Here is a 14,947-nt window from a genome sequence, read left to right on the forward strand (position 1 = left end):
GTTTGCTTGCTCCTTTCGAATGTTTGTGTGGTAACTTCATTCTACCAGAGCCTGCAAGCTATGTCTTCTTTTATGCGATTTTCAATTTGCGCAACTTATTGTACCTTATCTTTTTCTGTCCCGCCGGTTGCCAAAATCCCCGTTCCCGGATTACTAAGGCAAAAGAAATTTTGAAAAATCTCTGTCCAGCGGGTAGCTGACGGCTTTTCAAATGTATCTTTAGCGGAAAAGAAAAATAGCGCAGCCAGCGGGTAGCAAAGCCCCTCTGCGGAGTAATATTGGCGAAAGAAAAAAGGCAGCGAACAGCGGGCTGAAAGCCCCGCCCTGTTCGCTCTATGTACGGAAAAGCCCGGACAGGGCCAGTCTGCGGCTTACTTAGAGCAAGTTTCTACCACGGTGCCAAAATCCGCAATTCTGCGGTTTTGCCCCTCGCGGGAAACTTGTTGGGGAGTGCCTTCCCCAAACCCTGCTATGCGGCTTGCGCCGCTTATCCCCGCCGCGCTCATGCGGCAAGAAAGGAGGTCACGACCATGCGAAAAAAATACAACACACCCCACCGCAGCCGCGTTGTGAAAACCCGGCTGACCGAAGATGAATACGCCGACTTCACAGCGCGGCTTGCGCCCTATGGTATCAGCCAGTCGGAATTTCTCCGGCAGGCGATCCGGCGTACCACCATACGCCCCGTACTCCATGTGTCGTCGGTCAATGACGAACTGCTCTCCGCTGTCGGGAAGCTCGCAGCCGAGTACGGCAGGATCGGCGGCAACCTCAACCAGATTGCCCGGTATCTGAACGAGTACGGCGCGCCCTATCATGCGTTGTCCGGCGAGGTACGCGCCGCCATAGCCGACCTTGCCGCCCTCAAGTATGAAGTCTTAAAGAAAGTAGGTGACGCGGTTGGCAACACTCAAACATATCAACTCTAAAAACGCCGACTACGGAGCCGCCGAACAATACCTGCTCTTTGAGCATGACGAATTTACCATGAAGCCCGTCCTTGATGAAACCGGCAGGCTTATCCCCCGCGAGGACTACCGGCTGTCTACGCTGAACTGCGGCGGGGAGGATTTTGCCGTTGCGTGTATGCGGGCCAATCTCCGCTATGAGAAAAACCAGCGGCGGGAAGATGTGAAAAGCCACCACTACATCATCAGCTTTGACCCGCGGGACGGGCCGGACAACGGCCTGACCGTAGACCGGGCGCAGGCGTTGGGGGAGCAATTCTGTAAAGAACATTTCCCCGGCCACCAAGCCCTTGTCTGCACCCACCCGGACGGGCATAACCACAGCGGCAACATTCATGTGCATATCGTCATAAACAGCCTGCGGATTGAGGAAGTGCCGTTCCTGCCCTACATGGACAGGCCAGCCGACACGAAAGCCGGCTGCAAGCACCGATGTACCGACGCTGCCCTGCGCTACTTCAAATCCGAAGTCATGGAGATGTGCCACCGGGAGGGGCTTTACCAAATCGACCTCTTGAACGGCAGCAAGAACCGCATCACCGACCGGGAGTATTGGGCGCAGAAAAAGGGACAAGCCGCGCTGGACAAGCAGAACGCCCCCATGATTGCCGATGGTATCACGCCCCGGCAGACCAAGTTTGAAACGAACAAGGAAAAGCTGCGGCAGACCATACGGAAAGCCCTTGCCACCGCCGCCAGCTTTGACGAGTTTTCCTCTCTGCTGCTGCGGGAGGGTGTGACCGTCAAGGAGAGCCGGGGGCGGCTGTCCTATCTCACGCCGGACAGGACAAAGCCCATCACCGCCCGGAAGCTGGGCGACGATTTTGACCGCACCGCCGTCCTTGCCGTTTTGGAGCAGAATGCCGCCAGAGCCATAGAAAAGGCCGCAGCCATACCTGAATACCCCTGGCAGGAGAAACGCGGCATACAGCCCGCAAAAGCCCCTCAAACCGCCCCCAAACAGGACGGAGTGCAGCGGCTTGTGGACATTGAGCAGAAAATGGCCGAGGGCAAAGGCCGGGGCTATGAACGCTGGGCGAAGATACACAATCTGAAGCAGGCCGCCAAAACGCTGTCCGTCTACCAGCAGTACGGCTTTACTTCCCCGGAGCAGTTAGAAGCCGCCGTTGATACCGCCTATGCGGAAATGCGCCAGACCAGCGGCGAACTGAAAGCACTGGAAACCAAGCTGCAAGGGAAAAAGGAGTTGCAGCGGCAGGTGTTGGCCTACGCCCAGACCAAGCCCGCCCGCGACGGGTTGAAAGCGCAGAAATCCGAGAAAGCCCGCGCCGCATACCGGCAGGCCCATGAGAGCGATTTTATCATAGCCGACGCAGCCCCCCGGTATTTCAAGGCGCATGGCATTACCAAGCTGCCCGCCCGGAAAGCGTTGCAGGCCGAGATCGAGCAGCTTATCTCCGAGAAAGACGGCCTGTATAACACCTATCACGAACAGAAGCAGCGGTTCAAGGAGTTGCAGACCGTCAAGCGGAATATCAACCAGATTTTGCGCCGGGACGAGCCGCACCGCAGAAAGGAGCAGAGCCATGAGCGATAACCTGCCCCGCATGGACTACCGCCAGCACCGGCGGGCGCGGCGGCTGGTACATGAGTGCTGTAACTACGACGAGGGGAACTGCCTGCTGTTAGACGACGGGGAGCCTTGCGTGTGCGTCCAGAGCATTTCCCTTTCCCTCATGTGCCGCTGGTTCCGTGTGGCTGTCCTGCCCCTTGACGGGGAGCTGTCCGCAGCCCTCTTATACCGGGGGAGCCGGAAACGGTGTGCCGTCTGCGGAGCGGCCTTTGTCCCCAAATCCAACCGGGGGAAATACTGCCCCGACTGCGCCGGGCGCATGAAGAAAATCCGCGCCGCCGAGAGAAAGCGGAAACAAAGGCAGAGATGTCACGCTTTAGAGCCTTTCAAACCCGCATAAATCAAGGCTTTTTTCGTGGGTGTCAAAGGGTACGCGATACATTTATCCTTTTCCCCCGGAAACGGCGTTCTAAATGCGTACAAACACCCCAAATCCACCCAAAGGAGGAACCATGTCAGACAACCGAAAATACTACTACCTCAAGCTGAAAGAGAATTACTTTGACGAGGACGCCATTGTGCTGCTGGAAAGTATGCAGGACGGTATCCTCTATTCCAACATCCTCTTGAAACTGTACCTGAAATCGCTGAAAAACGGCGGGAAGTTGCAGCTTGATGAAAATATCCCCTACACCGCGCAGATGATTGCCACCATTACCCGTCAGCAAGTCGGCACCGTAGAACGGGCCTTGCAGATTTTTATGAAGCTGGGGCTTGTGGAGCCGTTACAGAACGGCGCACTGTATATGAGCAACATTGAACTACTGATCGGCCAATCCTCTACCGAGGGGGAGCGAAAACGGCGGGCAAGGCTGGCTTTGCAGGAGCAGAAAGCCTTGCCAAAGGCCGGGGCGGACAAATGTCCACCATATCAAGCGGACATTTGTCCACCAGAGATAGAGATAGAGAAAGAGATAGAAAAAGAGAGAGAGCGAGAGTTAGATACGGGACAACCCGCCCGCGCCGCCTATGGCCGGTATGAAAATGTTTTTCTTTCGCAATCGGAACTGGACGGGCTGAAAGCAGACCTGCCCGGCAAATGGGACTATTACATTGACCGGCTATCCTGCCATATCGCGTCCAGCGGCAAGCGATACAAGAGCCATGCCGCCACCATCTACAAATGGGCGCAGGAGGACGCAACTAAGAAAGCCCCGAAAAAGGGCATACCAGACTACTCATGCAAGGAGGGCGAGAGTTTATGAAGAACGAAATCAACGCTGTTTTGGAGAATATGACGGCCACCACCCCGGAGCCGGAGGACTACACCGGCGAGGACGGTTTACTGTACTGCGGCAAGTGCCGCAAGCCGAAAGAAGCCTATTTTGCGCCGGATAAGGCCGCTATCTTCGGGCGCGACCGCCACCCGGCAGAGTGCGACTGCCAGAAAACCGCCCGCGAGGAACGGGAAGCCGCCGAAAAGCGGCGCAGGCACCTTGACACCGTGGAAGAACTGAAACGCCGGGGCTTTACCGACCCCGCCATGCGGGACTGGACTTTCGAGAATGACAACGGCAGGAACCCGCAGGCCGGGCTTGCCCGCCGGTATGTGGAGCATTGGGAGGATATGCGGACAGACAATATCGGCTGCCTGTTCTGGGGCGGCGTAGGAACCGGGAAAAGCTACCTTGCGGGCTGTATCGCAAACGCCCTCATGGAGAAAGAAATCCCCGTCCGCATGACGAACTTTGCCCTGATCCTCAATGACCTTGCCGCCAGCTTTGAGGGGCGCAACGAGTACATTTCCCGCCTTTGCCGCTATCCGCTGCTGATCCTTGACGACTTTGGCATGGAACGCGGCACCGACTACGGGCTGGAACAGGTTTTCAATGTGATTGACAGCCGTTACCGCAGCGGCAAGCCGCTGATCGTCACGACCAACCTCACGCTGGACGACCTGCGAAACCCGGAGGACACCGCCCATTCCCGGATTTATGACCGGCTGCTTTCCATGTGCGTCCCGGTACGCTTTACCGGCGACAACTTCCGGCAGGAAACCGCCAAGCGGAAAATGGAGAGCATGAAGAAACTGATTACCGACTGAAAGGAGTATTGCCTATGGCAGATAACAAGCAGCACGACACCCGCACCGCCCGCCGCCCCGACTGCGTGACGGAAATCCGCATGGGCAATTCCGTCCTTGTCGTGTCCGGCTATTTCAAGAAAGATACCACGACCACCGCCGCCGACAAAATGGCGCGGGTACTGGAAGCGGAAGCCGCTGCTACGCAAAAACCGGCAATTTGACCGACTGTAAAGAAGCAAATTTAACGCTTTTGCCGCTGTACAGCCCCCGCTGTTCCGTGGTACAATGAAACCACGGAATAGTGGGGCTGGCTGTCGGAAACGGAGGATTTTATGTTAAGACAAGCCACCCAAAACCTCATTACCGCCCTTTATCCGAGATTGTCCCATGAGGACGAGCTGCAAGGCGAGAGTAATTCCATATCGAACCAAAAACGGATACTCGAAGCCTTTGCAAAACAGAATGGCTTTACCAACCTGCGCTGGTACACCGACGACGGCTATTCCGGCGCGAACTTTCAAAGGCCCGGTTTTCAAGCCATGCTTGCAGACATTGAAGCCGGGAAAGTAGGTACGGTCATTGTCAAGGACATGAGCCGGTTAGGGCGAAACTACTTGCAGGTGGGATTTTACACGGAAATGCTGTTCCCCCAAAAGGGCGTGCGGTTTATCGCTGTCAACGACAATGTGGACAGTGCAAACGGCGGCATGGACAACGATTTTACCCCTCTGCGAAATCTGTTCAACGAATGGCTGGTGAGAGATACGAGCAAGAAAATCAAGGCAGTTAAGAGAGCAAAAGGCATGAGCGGCAAGCCCGTTACCAGCAAGCCGGTGTATGGCTACCTCATGGACGAGGACGAGAACTATATCGTTGACGAGGAAACCGCGCCGGTAGTCCGGCAGATATACCAGCTTTGCCTTGCCGGGAACGGCCCGACCAAGATTGCCCGTATGCTTACGGAGCAGCAAATCCCCACGCCGGGGACGCTGGAATACCGCAGGACGGGCAGCACCCGCCGCTACCACCCCGGCTATGAGTGTAAATGGGCTACAAACACGGTTGTCCACCTGTTGGAAAACCGGGAGTACACCGGCTGTCTGGTAAACTTCAAGACGGAGAAGCCCTCTTACAAGACCAAGCATAGCGTAGAGAACCCCATTGAGAAGCAGGCCATTTTCCCGAACCACCATGAGCCGATTATTGACACGGAAACATGGGAGCGTGTGCAGGAGTTACGCAAGCAGCGCAAACGCCCGAACCGCTATGACGAAGTGGGGCTGTTCTCTGGTATGCTGTTCTGCGCCGACTGCGGCCATGTGATGTACCAGCAGCGGTATCAGAACAAGAACCGCAAGCAGGACTGTTACATCTGCGGCAGCTACAAGAAGCGCACCCGCGACTGTACGGCGCACTTTATCCGCACCGACCTGCTGACCGCCGGTGTCCTCTCCAATCTCCGGCAAGTGACGGAGTATGCTGCCAGGCACGAGAGCCGTTTTGTAAAGCTGCTGATCCAGCAGAACGAAATCGGCGGCAAGAGAAAGACCGCCGCAGCCACCAAGCAGCTTGAACAGGCGCAGGAGCGGATTGCCGAAGTGAGCCGCATTATCAAGCGGCTGTATGAGGACAATGTGAACGGCAAAATCAGCGACGAGCGTTTCATGGAACTGTCGGCAGACTATGAGCAGGAGCAGCGGGAACTGAAAGACCGCACCGCCGCATTGCAGGCGGAACTGGACAAGTCGCAGGCGGCCACCGTTAACGCCGAGAAATTCATGGGGATTGTCCGCAAGCACCTTGCCTTTGAGGAATTGACACCCACCCTCTTGCGGGAAATGATTGAGAAAATCGTCGTGCATGAGTGCAGCTATGACGAGAACGGCACCCGCAGGCAGGACATTGAGATTTATTACAGCTTTGTCGGCAAAATTGACTTGCCCGAAGCCTAACGCCCGACCTATCCGACACAATGGCCAAGTGCCGGATAGGAACGGCAAAATTTTTTACACTTCTATTGCTTCTTTATCGCACATCAGAAAAGTCCCAGGGCATGAAGCAGCTCATGGCTGGCGCTGGCGTGGCCGTGGTCGGCATGGTCCTCGTACCCCTGCTGTCCGGCCTGTTCACCGTCTGATCGTTCCCGTCGTTAAGCTGTCATAAGAAATCCTTGCCGCCCCTGCCCCCAAGCGGGGGCGGCTGAAAGGAGGTTGACACCGTATGGATTTCTTACTCGATGCCCTTACTGACTGGCTCAAGGAAATGTTGGTAGGCGGCATTATGAGCAACTTATCGGGGATGTTCGATAGCGTGAACCAGCAGGTCGCAGACATTGCGACACAGGTGGGCCAGACCCCCCAGGGCTGGAACGGGAGTATTTTCAGCATGATCCAGAACCTCTCCAACTCCATCATGGTGCCGATTGCTGGCGTGATCCTGGCTATCGTGATGACGCTGGAGCTGATTCAGATGATTACCGACAAGAACAACCTGCATGATGTGGACACCTGGATGATTTTCAAGTGGGTGTTCAAATCTGCCGCCGCTATCCTCATTGTCTCCAACACCTGGAACATCGTGATGGGCGTGTTTGACGCGGCCCAAAGTGTGGTGGCACAGGCGGCAGGTATCATCGGTTCCGACGCTTCCATCGACATCTCCTCTGTCATGACCGATATGGAGTCCCGGCTGATGGATATGGACCTGGGGCCGCTGTTCGGCCTATGGTTCCAGTCGCTCTTTATCGGCATTACCATGTGGGCGCTTTACATTTGCATTTTCATCGTGATCTATGGCCGTATGATTGAGATTTATCTTGTGACCTCGGTGGCTCCCATCCCTATGGCCACCATGATGGGCAAGGAATGGGGCGGTATGGGCCAGAACTATCTGCGCTCGTTGGTCGCCCTGGGCTTCCAGGCATTTCTCATCATCGTCTGTGTGGCGATTTATGCCGTGCTGGTGCAGACTATCGCTACTGAATCCGACATCATTATGGCCATCTGGAGCTGTGTAGGCTATACGGTTCTGCTGTGCTTTACGCTCTTTAAGACCGGCAGCCTCGCAAAATCTGTGTTCAACGCACATTAACCAGGAAGGAGGTAATCCCTTTGGCTTATGTACCCGTACCCAAGGACCTTACGAAAGTCAAAACCAAGGTCGCGTTCAACTTAACCAAGAGGCAGCTGGTCTGCTTCGGTGGCGGGGCGCTCATCGGCGTACCGCTTTTCTTTTTGCTCCGGGGGCCTGTGGGAAACAGCGTGGCTGCCATGTGTATGATGCTGGTCATGCTGCCCTTCTTCATGCTCGCCATGTACGAAAAACACGGTCAGCCCCTGGAAAAGATCGTTGGCAACATCATCAAGGTGGCCGTTATCCGCCCCAAGGAGCGCCCGTATAAGACTAATAATTTCTATGCCGTTCTGGAACGGCAGGAAAAACTCGACAAGGAGGTGTATAACATTGTTCACCGCAAAGAAAAACCGGCAGGCCGATAAGGATGGCAAACAGCCGCCGGTTTCCATGAAGAAACGATTGTCCCGCGCCGACAGAAAACAGATTGAGGCTGCCATCGCCCGCGCCAACCGCACGGACCGGAAAGAAAAGTCGGCCCAGGACAGCATCCCCTATGAGCGGATGTGGCCGGACGGCATCTGCCGGGTGGCAGACGGCCATTACACCAAGACCATCCAATTCCAGGACATCAACTATCAGCTCTCGCAGAACGAGGACAAGACAGCAATCTTCGAGGGCTGGTGCGATTTCCTCAACTACTTCGACAGCTCCATCCAGTTCCAGCTGTCCTTTTTGAACCTCGCGGCCTCCGAGGAAACTTTTGCCCGTGCCATCAACATTCCTCTCCAGGGGGATGATTTTGACAGCATCCGGGTGGAGTACACCACCATGCTGCAAAACCAGCTGGCAAGAGGCAACAACGGTCTTATCAAGACCAAGTACCTGACCTTCGGCATCGACGCCGACAGCCTTAAAGCCGCAAAGCCCCGGCTGGAGCGCATTGAGACCGACATTCTCAACAACTTCAAACGCCTGGGCGTGGCTGCCGCGGTGCTGGACGGCAAGGCGCGGCTGGCACAGCTTCACGGCATTTTCCACATGGATGAACAGCTGCCGTTCCGCTTTGAATGGGAATGGCTGGCTCCGTCCGGCCTGTCCACCAAGGACTTTATCGCACCCAGCTCTTTTGAATTTCGCACCGGCAAACAGTTCCGTATGGGTAAAAAGTACGGGGCTGTTTCTTTTTTGCAGATTCTCGCGCCGGAGCTGAATGACCGGATGCTGGCGGATTTTCTGGATATGGAAAGCTCGCTGATCGTCAGCCTGCACATCCAGTCCGTAGACCAGATCAAAGCCATCAAGACGGTCAAGCGCAAGATCACCGACCTGGATAAATCCAAAATCGAGGAACAGAAAAAGGCCGTCCGCGCCGGATATGACATGGACATCATTCCCTCCGACCTTGCCACCTACGGTGCCGAGGCCAAGAAGCTCTTGCAGGATTTGCAGAGCCGTAACGAGCGAATGTTCCTTGTGACCTTCTTGGTGCTGAACACGGCAGACAATCCCCGGCAGCTGGGCAACAATGTGTTCCAGGCCAGCTCCATCGCACAGAAGTACAACTGCCAGCTGACCAGGCTGGACTTCCAGCAGGAAGAAGGGCTGATGTCTGCGCTGCCCCTGGGCCTTAATCAGATCGAGATTCAGCGGGGGCTGACCACCAGCTCCACGGCCATCTTTGTTCCGTTCACTACCCAGGAGCTGTTCCAGAATGGCAAGGAGGCGCTGTACTACGGGATCAACGCCCTGTCCAACAACCTCATCATGGTGGACCGCAAGCTGCTGAAAAACCCCAACGGCCTGATTCTCGGTACGCCGGGTTCCGGCAAGTCCTTCAGCGCCAAACGCGAGATCGCCAACTGCTTCCTGCTCACCAATGATGACATCATCATCTGTGACCCGGAGGCCGAGTATGCGCCCCTGGTGGAGCGCCTGCATGGGCAGGTCATCAAGATTTCGCCCACCTCCACCAACTACATCAACCCGATGGATCTGAACCTGGATTACTCGGACGATGAAAGCCCGCTGTCTCTCAAGTCCGACTTCATCCTGTCCCTGTGTGAGCTGATCGTGGGCGGCAAGGAGGGCTTGCAGCCGGTGCAGAAAACCATCATTGACCGCTGTGTGCGGTTGGTCTATCAGACCTATCTCAATGACCCCCGCCCGGAGAATATGCCTATCCTGGAGGACCTTTACAACCTGTTGCGGACGCAGGAAGAAAAAGAGGCACAGTACATCGCCACGGCGCTGGAAATCTATGTAACCGGCTCTCTCAATGTGTTTAACCACCAGAGCAATGTGGACATCAACAACCGCATTGTCTGCTACGACATCAAGGAGCTGGGCAAGCAGCTGAAAAAGATCGGTATGCTGGTTGTTCAGGATCAAGTATGGAACCGTGTCACCATCAACCGCGCCGCCCACAAGTCCACCCGCTATTACATCGACGAGATGCACCTGCTACTGAAAGAGGAGCAGACCGCCTCTTACACGGTGGAGATTTGGAAGCGGTTCCGCAAGTGGGGCGGAATCCCCACCGGTATCACGCAGAATGTCAAAGACCTCTTGAGCAGCCGCGAGGTGGAGAACATCTTTGAAAACTCCGACTTCGTGTATATGCTCAACCAGGCGGGCGGGGACCGGCAGATTCTCGCCAAGCAGCTGGGCATTTCCCCGCACCAGCTGTCCTATGTGACCCACTCCAGCGAGGGAGAGGGCCTGCTGTTCTACGGCTCCACAATCCTGCCTTTCGTTGACCACTTCCCCAAGGATACGGAGCTGTACCGTATTATGACCACGAAACCGCAAGAGCTGAAAAAGGAGGATGAATGACCATGAAACCCAACACTGAACTGGATACCATGATGTTTTTTGACGATGCCCTGGAGAATGAGCGCACCCAGCTTCTCACCGAGCTGGCCGATGCCGTCAGCGAGACCCGCACGGCGGTGGATCAGGCTGCGGAGCTGAACGAGGACGGCGAGGCTGGCCTGCTTCGCCTGACGGAAATCTGGTGCGCCATGAGCGGCATTCCCGCTGTCATCATCTTCGAGGGCGGTCAGTCCGAGCTGCTGGCCAATGTGGTGGCGCAGATCTACGCCCACCTGCTTCAGCACCCCTTCCGCGACCCTGTGGGTCTGGCCCTCTATGTGGAGCTGCGCTACATGACGGCCTCTCTCATGCTGGGGGAATGGTTTGAATATGCCGCCAAAGAAACGGCCTTGCAAGCCGAGATCGACAACATCGAAAGCAGCCATCCGGGGTATGACGAGTACCGCTATGACTTGGATATGATCGGGCATGACCCCCATGAGCTGGCGGCCTACCTGTCTGCTGTGTTGCAGGGCTATACCCGGCAGAGCGCCCAGGCCGAGTTGGAGCGTGTGTTCGACGCACAGTATGAACTGACGCTCACCGAGGAAGTGGAAATACGATACCGGACAGAAACACGGACCGGCACTACCACATCTACGGACCCGGAGACCGGTGAAGTCACGACAGAAGAATACGAATACGAGGTCGAAGTCCCGTATGAGTATTACATTCTGAATGTGCGGCTTGACAGCAAGCCCATATCATCCGTGGCTTCGGAGCTACTGACCCCGGAACAGCTGGAAATGTATCAAGTCTACCGGCAGACGCTGGGCAACAAGCCGCTCGTTTTCGGCGGCGGCTCCCCGGATATGAGCAATTCCGAGGACCTGACCGGCGTGGTATTTGTCAACGGCACCCGCCCAGGCAATCAGGCTGTGGTGGATATAGCCAAAAGTCAGGTTGGTAATGTGGGGGGTCAGCCCTACTGGAGCTGGTACGGCTTTAATTCCCGTGTGGAATGGTGCGCCTGCTTTGTGTCCTGGTGCTACGGCCAGATGGGGCTGTCTGAGCCGCGATTTGCCGCCTGCCAGTCCCAGGGCATTCCGTGGTTCCAGTCTCACGGACAATGGGGCGGGCGTGATTACGCCAATATTGCCCCCGGCGACGCCATTTTCTTCGATTGGGACCTGGACGGCAGCGCCGACCATGTGGGCCTTGTAGTCGGCACAGACGGCAGCCGAGTTTATACGGTCGAGGGGAACAGCGGCGACGCCTGCAAAATCAAGAGTTATTCCCTGACCTACGAGTGTATCAAGGGTTACGGCCTGATGAACTGGTAAGGCCGATTTATGAGAAAAGGAGTGATTGAAATGGCTAAGAACAAAATCCAGCGCATTGACCAGGAGATTGCCAAGGTCCGCGAGAAGATCGCGGAGTACCAGGACAAGCTGAAAACCCTGGAGGCGCAGAAAACCGAGGCGGAGAACATGGAGATCGTCCAGATGGTGCGCGCCCTGCGTATGACCCCGGCCCAGCTGAACGCTATGCTGTCCGGTGGCACGGTCCCCGGCATGGCCGCTGCCTCCGCCGACTACAACGAACAGGAGGACACCTACCATGAAGAATAAGAGAATTTTCAAGACCTTTTCGGCCCTCTGCGCCGCTCTGGTGCTGATGATGGGCCTTTCCGTGACCGCCTTTGCCCAGGGGACGGACCAGCCCCCGGCGGAGGACGCCACCAACGACGCCAATGTGGTGGTGGAGGAAACCGAGGATAGGAAAGGCCAATCCACTAACCGGCTTGATGTTTTGCGCGGATTGTGGTGCAAAGATGTATAACCACAGGGGCAAGGCCGGAAATGCGCGTGACTGGGCGGGCAGACCCAACGGGAAAAAGCGCCCGGATCGTGACGAGTACAACTGTTCCCGTTACGATTTGGGCAACCAGCATTATGATAAATACTGCACGACACACCTTATTCGTACTGCTGTTGTGAACGAGCTTTTGTTGGAAGCCATCAAGGGCGTTTGCGACTATGCGTTGAACAATGAAGCCGAGTTTATGGCACAGGTCTGCTCCGCTTCCGAGGACAGGCAGGAAAAAGCTGCAAGAGCCATTCGCCAGCGGAAGCAGCGCAACGAGAAGCGTACCGATGAACTGACCCGCCTAATCCGAAAGCTCTATGAGGACAATGTAAGTGGCCGACTTTCCGATACCCTTTTTGAACAAATGCTCCGCGATTTTGAGGCCGAGTTAAGCGATTTGACAGAAATCATCTCCCAAGACCAACAGGAACTTGAACGCATAAGCAGGGAAACCATCAACGCCGAAAAGTTTCTTTCCCTTGTCAGAAAATACACGGACTTTTCCGAATTGACCCCTGCCATGATAAATGAGTTTGTAGAAAAAATCCTCGTCCACCAAGCCCAGGGCAAAGGAGCAAGTAGAACACAGGAAATTGAAATTTTCTTTAATTTTGTTGGTAAGGTGGACATCCCTCACAAGGAAGTGGAACTGACCGAGGAAGAAAAGGCCGCGTTAGCGGAACAGGAACGCCGCCGGGCAAAAAAAGCAGAATACAATCGACGCTATATGGAAAAGAAACGCAGACAATGGAAAGAGCAGCGGGAGCAGGAGCAAGCCAAGCAACTGCCCCTTGCCGCCGAGCAGAAAGGAGAACACATAGCATGAGCTAATTCATGTTTGACGGTCAAGAGCCGAAAAAAACGGAAATCACACGATAGGAGCCGCCCGGACGAGGAATGGTTCATCGGGGCAGTTTCTATTTGAAAATCCCCATTTTCCCCAAGTCAAGAGCCGGGAAAAATCCCTCAAAAATGCCCCTCTTTCCAAACGAGGGCACAGAAAGGAGTTTGCATGAGAACAGGGCTTACCAAGCAGGAAAAGACCACCGATATTTGGTTTGACGAGAAAGACCCCCTTATCCATATCCGCACCCACAACACCGCCTTGAAAAAGCGTCTGCTTGCATACAGCCGCCGTTATCCGGCGATCTGCCAGCAGACTGACGCAGACCCGGAAACGGGCTGCATGGAGTTTGACATTGAGAAAGGCCGCTTCTCTTTCCGTCTGACCGCCCCATACAGCGAGGAACGGCGGGAAGCGGCGCGGCGGTATGCCAGAGAGAGCAACGTCGCCGACAGGCTGAAATAGAGTTGAAATGTTCATAGTTTTGTGCTATACTTTTTCTAAAAGCAGAGTAATACTGCGGAATTGATTGGAGGACAACACAATGGTTACATTTATGAGATTAAGATAAAACCGCGAGTTATGTTGCGGTTATCCGTATTGCATAACTCGCTTATTGAAGCAGAGATGTAATTACGGAGGAAAAACAAATGAATAATAATTTATCACGCTTTGCAGACAGCAAGGTTTATTTTCAATGCCCAATTTGCACAAAATCAATGGATATACAAGGCAATAGCCTAATTTGTAGACATGGACATTGCTTTGATATTTCAAGATATGGGTATGTAAATTTGTTGTTAAAATCATCGCCCAAAACCAACTACAGCAAGCGGTCTTTTGACAACCGGCACCAAATTTTGGAGTATGGCATGTATGATGTTGTGTTGGAGAAAATCATACAGTTTATTTCTGATACGCCATCTATAAGAAACATTTTAGATGTTGGTTGCGGCGAGGGTTTCTATGCAAGGCAGATACAGCAAAGAACAGAACGAAACATCTTTGCCTTTGACTTGTCAAGGGAGGCAATACAGATTGCATCAAAAAAAGACAAGCGCAAAGCAGTGAAGTGGTTTGTTACTGACTTATCAAAAATCCCTTTGAAAGACGGAAGTATGGATTGTATTTTAGACATATTTTCGCCTGCACACTACAAAGAATTTCAGCGATTGCTATCTCCTAACGGATATGTTGTGAAAGTAATTCCTACGAAAAATCATTTGAGGGAAATCAGGACTAAAGTGCAAGCACACTTGAAAAATCCAGATTATTCAAATGAGTCTGTCGTTGAATATTTTGAGAAATATCTTAAAACCATTTCAAGAGAAACGGTTTCAGCCACCGTACAGTTGTCATCAGAACAAAGAATGTCGTTTATTGAAATGACGCCGCTTCTCTTTTGCGTTGAAAAAGATTGCGTTGATTGGCGTACTCTCACACATTTGACAATCGAAGCTGATGTTTTAATAGGAATGTATTAAAGGGCGTATTGATATTTAATATTCCCATTTATTGAGCAGAACGGAGTAAACCAAACACCCTAATCAAAAGGACAGCCGAGGAAATCGACTGTCCTTTTTCTATGCCGACAGGTAGAAAGGAGTGACCACCCATGACGAAACCGAGAGAAAAAAAACGCGAGGAATGATAAGGTACAATAAGTTGCGCAAATTGAAAATCGCATAAAAGAAGACATAGCTTGCAGGCTCTGGTAGAATGAAGTTACCACACAAACATTCGAAAGGAGCAAGCAAACT

General features: G+C 54.0%; 15 protein-coding genes and 3 pseudogenes. All 18 read left to right on the forward strand.

Annotated elements, in window-relative coordinates; genetic code table 11:
• A partial coding sequence (locus tag ACTQ3R_RS15410) for a hypothetical protein (protein ID WP_441780095.1) occupies nucleotides 1-200 on the forward strand: 200 nt, incomplete at its 5' end.
• 330 nt (nucleotides 201-530) lie between these two features.
• A complete protein-coding gene (locus ACTQ3R_RS15415; protein WP_002584975.1) occupies nucleotides 531-929 on the forward strand; it encodes a plasmid mobilization protein in 399 nt (132 codons plus the stop codon).
• Entirely contained in the window at nucleotides 901-2,526 is a 1,626-nt protein-coding gene (locus tag ACTQ3R_RS15420) for a relaxase/mobilization nuclease domain-containing protein (RefSeq protein WP_075704893.1), read from the forward strand. Before ACTQ3R_RS15415 ends, ACTQ3R_RS15420 begins: the two co-directional genes overlap by 29 nt.
• Nucleotides 2,516-2,902 carry a cysteine-rich VLP domain-containing protein gene (locus tag ACTQ3R_RS15425; RefSeq protein WP_004452819.1) on the forward strand — a complete coding sequence of 129 codons (387 nt, stop codon included), beginning with the start codon at nucleotides 2,516-2,518 and terminating at the stop codon, nucleotides 2,900-2,902. The genes ACTQ3R_RS15420 and ACTQ3R_RS15425 overlap by 11 nt, the downstream gene beginning before the upstream one ends.
• Nucleotides 2,903-3,014: 112 nt before the next feature.
• The gene (locus ACTQ3R_RS15430) at nucleotides 3,015-3,767 is read left to right on the forward strand and encodes a phage replisome organizer N-terminal domain-containing protein (RefSeq protein ID WP_074754406.1); all 753 of its coding nucleotides are present in this window, start codon (nucleotides 3,015-3,017) and stop codon (nucleotides 3,765-3,767) included.
• Nucleotides 3,764-4,606: an ATP-binding protein gene (locus ACTQ3R_RS15435; protein ID WP_441780094.1), complete on the forward strand. Its 843-nt coding sequence runs from the start codon at nucleotides 3,764-3,766 to the stop codon at nucleotides 4,604-4,606. Before ACTQ3R_RS15430 ends, ACTQ3R_RS15435 begins: the two co-directional genes overlap by 4 nt.
• 14 nt (nucleotides 4,607-4,620) lie before the next feature.
• Nucleotides 4,621-4,809, forward strand: a complete 189-nt coding sequence (locus tag ACTQ3R_RS15440) for a transposon-encoded TnpW family protein (RefSeq protein WP_020995296.1) — start codon at nucleotides 4,621-4,623, stop codon at nucleotides 4,807-4,809.
• A gap of 111 nt (nucleotides 4,810-4,920) precedes the next feature.
• Nucleotides 4,921-6,540: a recombinase family protein gene (locus ACTQ3R_RS15445; protein ID WP_441780093.1), complete on the forward strand. Its 1,620-nt coding sequence runs from the start codon at nucleotides 4,921-4,923 to the stop codon at nucleotides 6,538-6,540.
• Nucleotides 6,541-6,629: 89 nt separating this feature from the next.
• A pseudogene (locus ACTQ3R_RS15450) lies at nucleotides 6,630-6,725 on the forward strand (Maff2 family mobile element protein); the annotation flags it as partial.
• Between the two features lie 83 nt (nucleotides 6,726-6,808).
• Nucleotides 6,809-7,678, forward strand: a complete 870-nt coding sequence (locus ACTQ3R_RS15455) for a VirB6/TrbL-like conjugal transfer protein, CD1112 family (protein ID WP_441780092.1) — start codon at nucleotides 6,809-6,811, stop codon at nucleotides 7,676-7,678.
• 20 nt (nucleotides 7,679-7,698) lie between these two features.
• Nucleotides 7,699-8,082 (forward strand): annotated as a pseudogene (locus ACTQ3R_RS15460) (PrgI family protein); the annotation flags it as partial.
• Between the two features lie 28 nt (nucleotides 8,083-8,110).
• On the forward strand, nucleotides 8,111-10,495 hold the full coding sequence (locus tag ACTQ3R_RS15465) for a VirB4-like conjugal transfer ATPase, CD1110 family (RefSeq protein ID WP_441780096.1): 2,385 nt from the start codon (nucleotides 8,111-8,113) through the stop codon (nucleotides 10,493-10,495).
• Between the two features lie 29 nt (nucleotides 10,496-10,524).
• Nucleotides 10,525-11,817, forward strand: a complete 1,293-nt coding sequence (locus tag ACTQ3R_RS15470; RefSeq protein WP_441792702.1) for a CD1108 family mobile element protein — start codon at nucleotides 10,525-10,527, stop codon at nucleotides 11,815-11,817.
• A 30-nt stretch (nucleotides 11,818-11,847) separates the two neighbouring features.
• Nucleotides 11,848-12,105 carry a DUF4315 family protein gene (locus ACTQ3R_RS15475; RefSeq protein WP_441780090.1) on the forward strand — a complete coding sequence of 86 codons (258 nt, stop codon included), beginning with the start codon at nucleotides 11,848-11,850 and terminating at the stop codon, nucleotides 12,103-12,105.
• Nucleotides 12,095-12,253: pseudogene (locus ACTQ3R_RS15480) on the forward strand (DUF4366 domain-containing protein); the annotation flags it as partial. The gene ACTQ3R_RS15475 and the pseudogene ACTQ3R_RS15480, both read left to right, overlap by 11 nt.
• Nucleotides 12,254-12,308: 55 nt before the next feature.
• On the forward strand, nucleotides 12,309-13,169 hold the full coding sequence (locus ACTQ3R_RS15485; protein WP_441780089.1) for a DUF4368 domain-containing protein: 861 nt from the start codon (nucleotides 12,309-12,311) through the stop codon (nucleotides 13,167-13,169).
• A gap of 186 nt (nucleotides 13,170-13,355) precedes the next feature.
• Nucleotides 13,356-13,652 (forward strand): hypothetical protein, encoded by a 297-nt coding sequence (locus ACTQ3R_RS15490; RefSeq protein WP_002592868.1) that lies wholly within the window; start codon nucleotides 13,356-13,358, stop codon nucleotides 13,650-13,652.
• A gap of 185 nt (nucleotides 13,653-13,837) precedes the next feature.
• Nucleotides 13,838-14,671: a methyltransferase domain-containing protein gene (locus ACTQ3R_RS15495; RefSeq protein ID WP_002584969.1), complete on the forward strand. Its 834-nt coding sequence runs from the start codon at nucleotides 13,838-13,840 to the stop codon at nucleotides 14,669-14,671.
• Nucleotides 14,672-14,947 lie beyond the last annotated feature (276 nt).

It is taken from the genome of Lawsonibacter sp. LCP25S3_E2 (assembly GCF_052117285.1).
Lineage (GTDB): Bacteria > Bacillota > Clostridia > Oscillospirales > Oscillospiraceae > Lawsonibacter.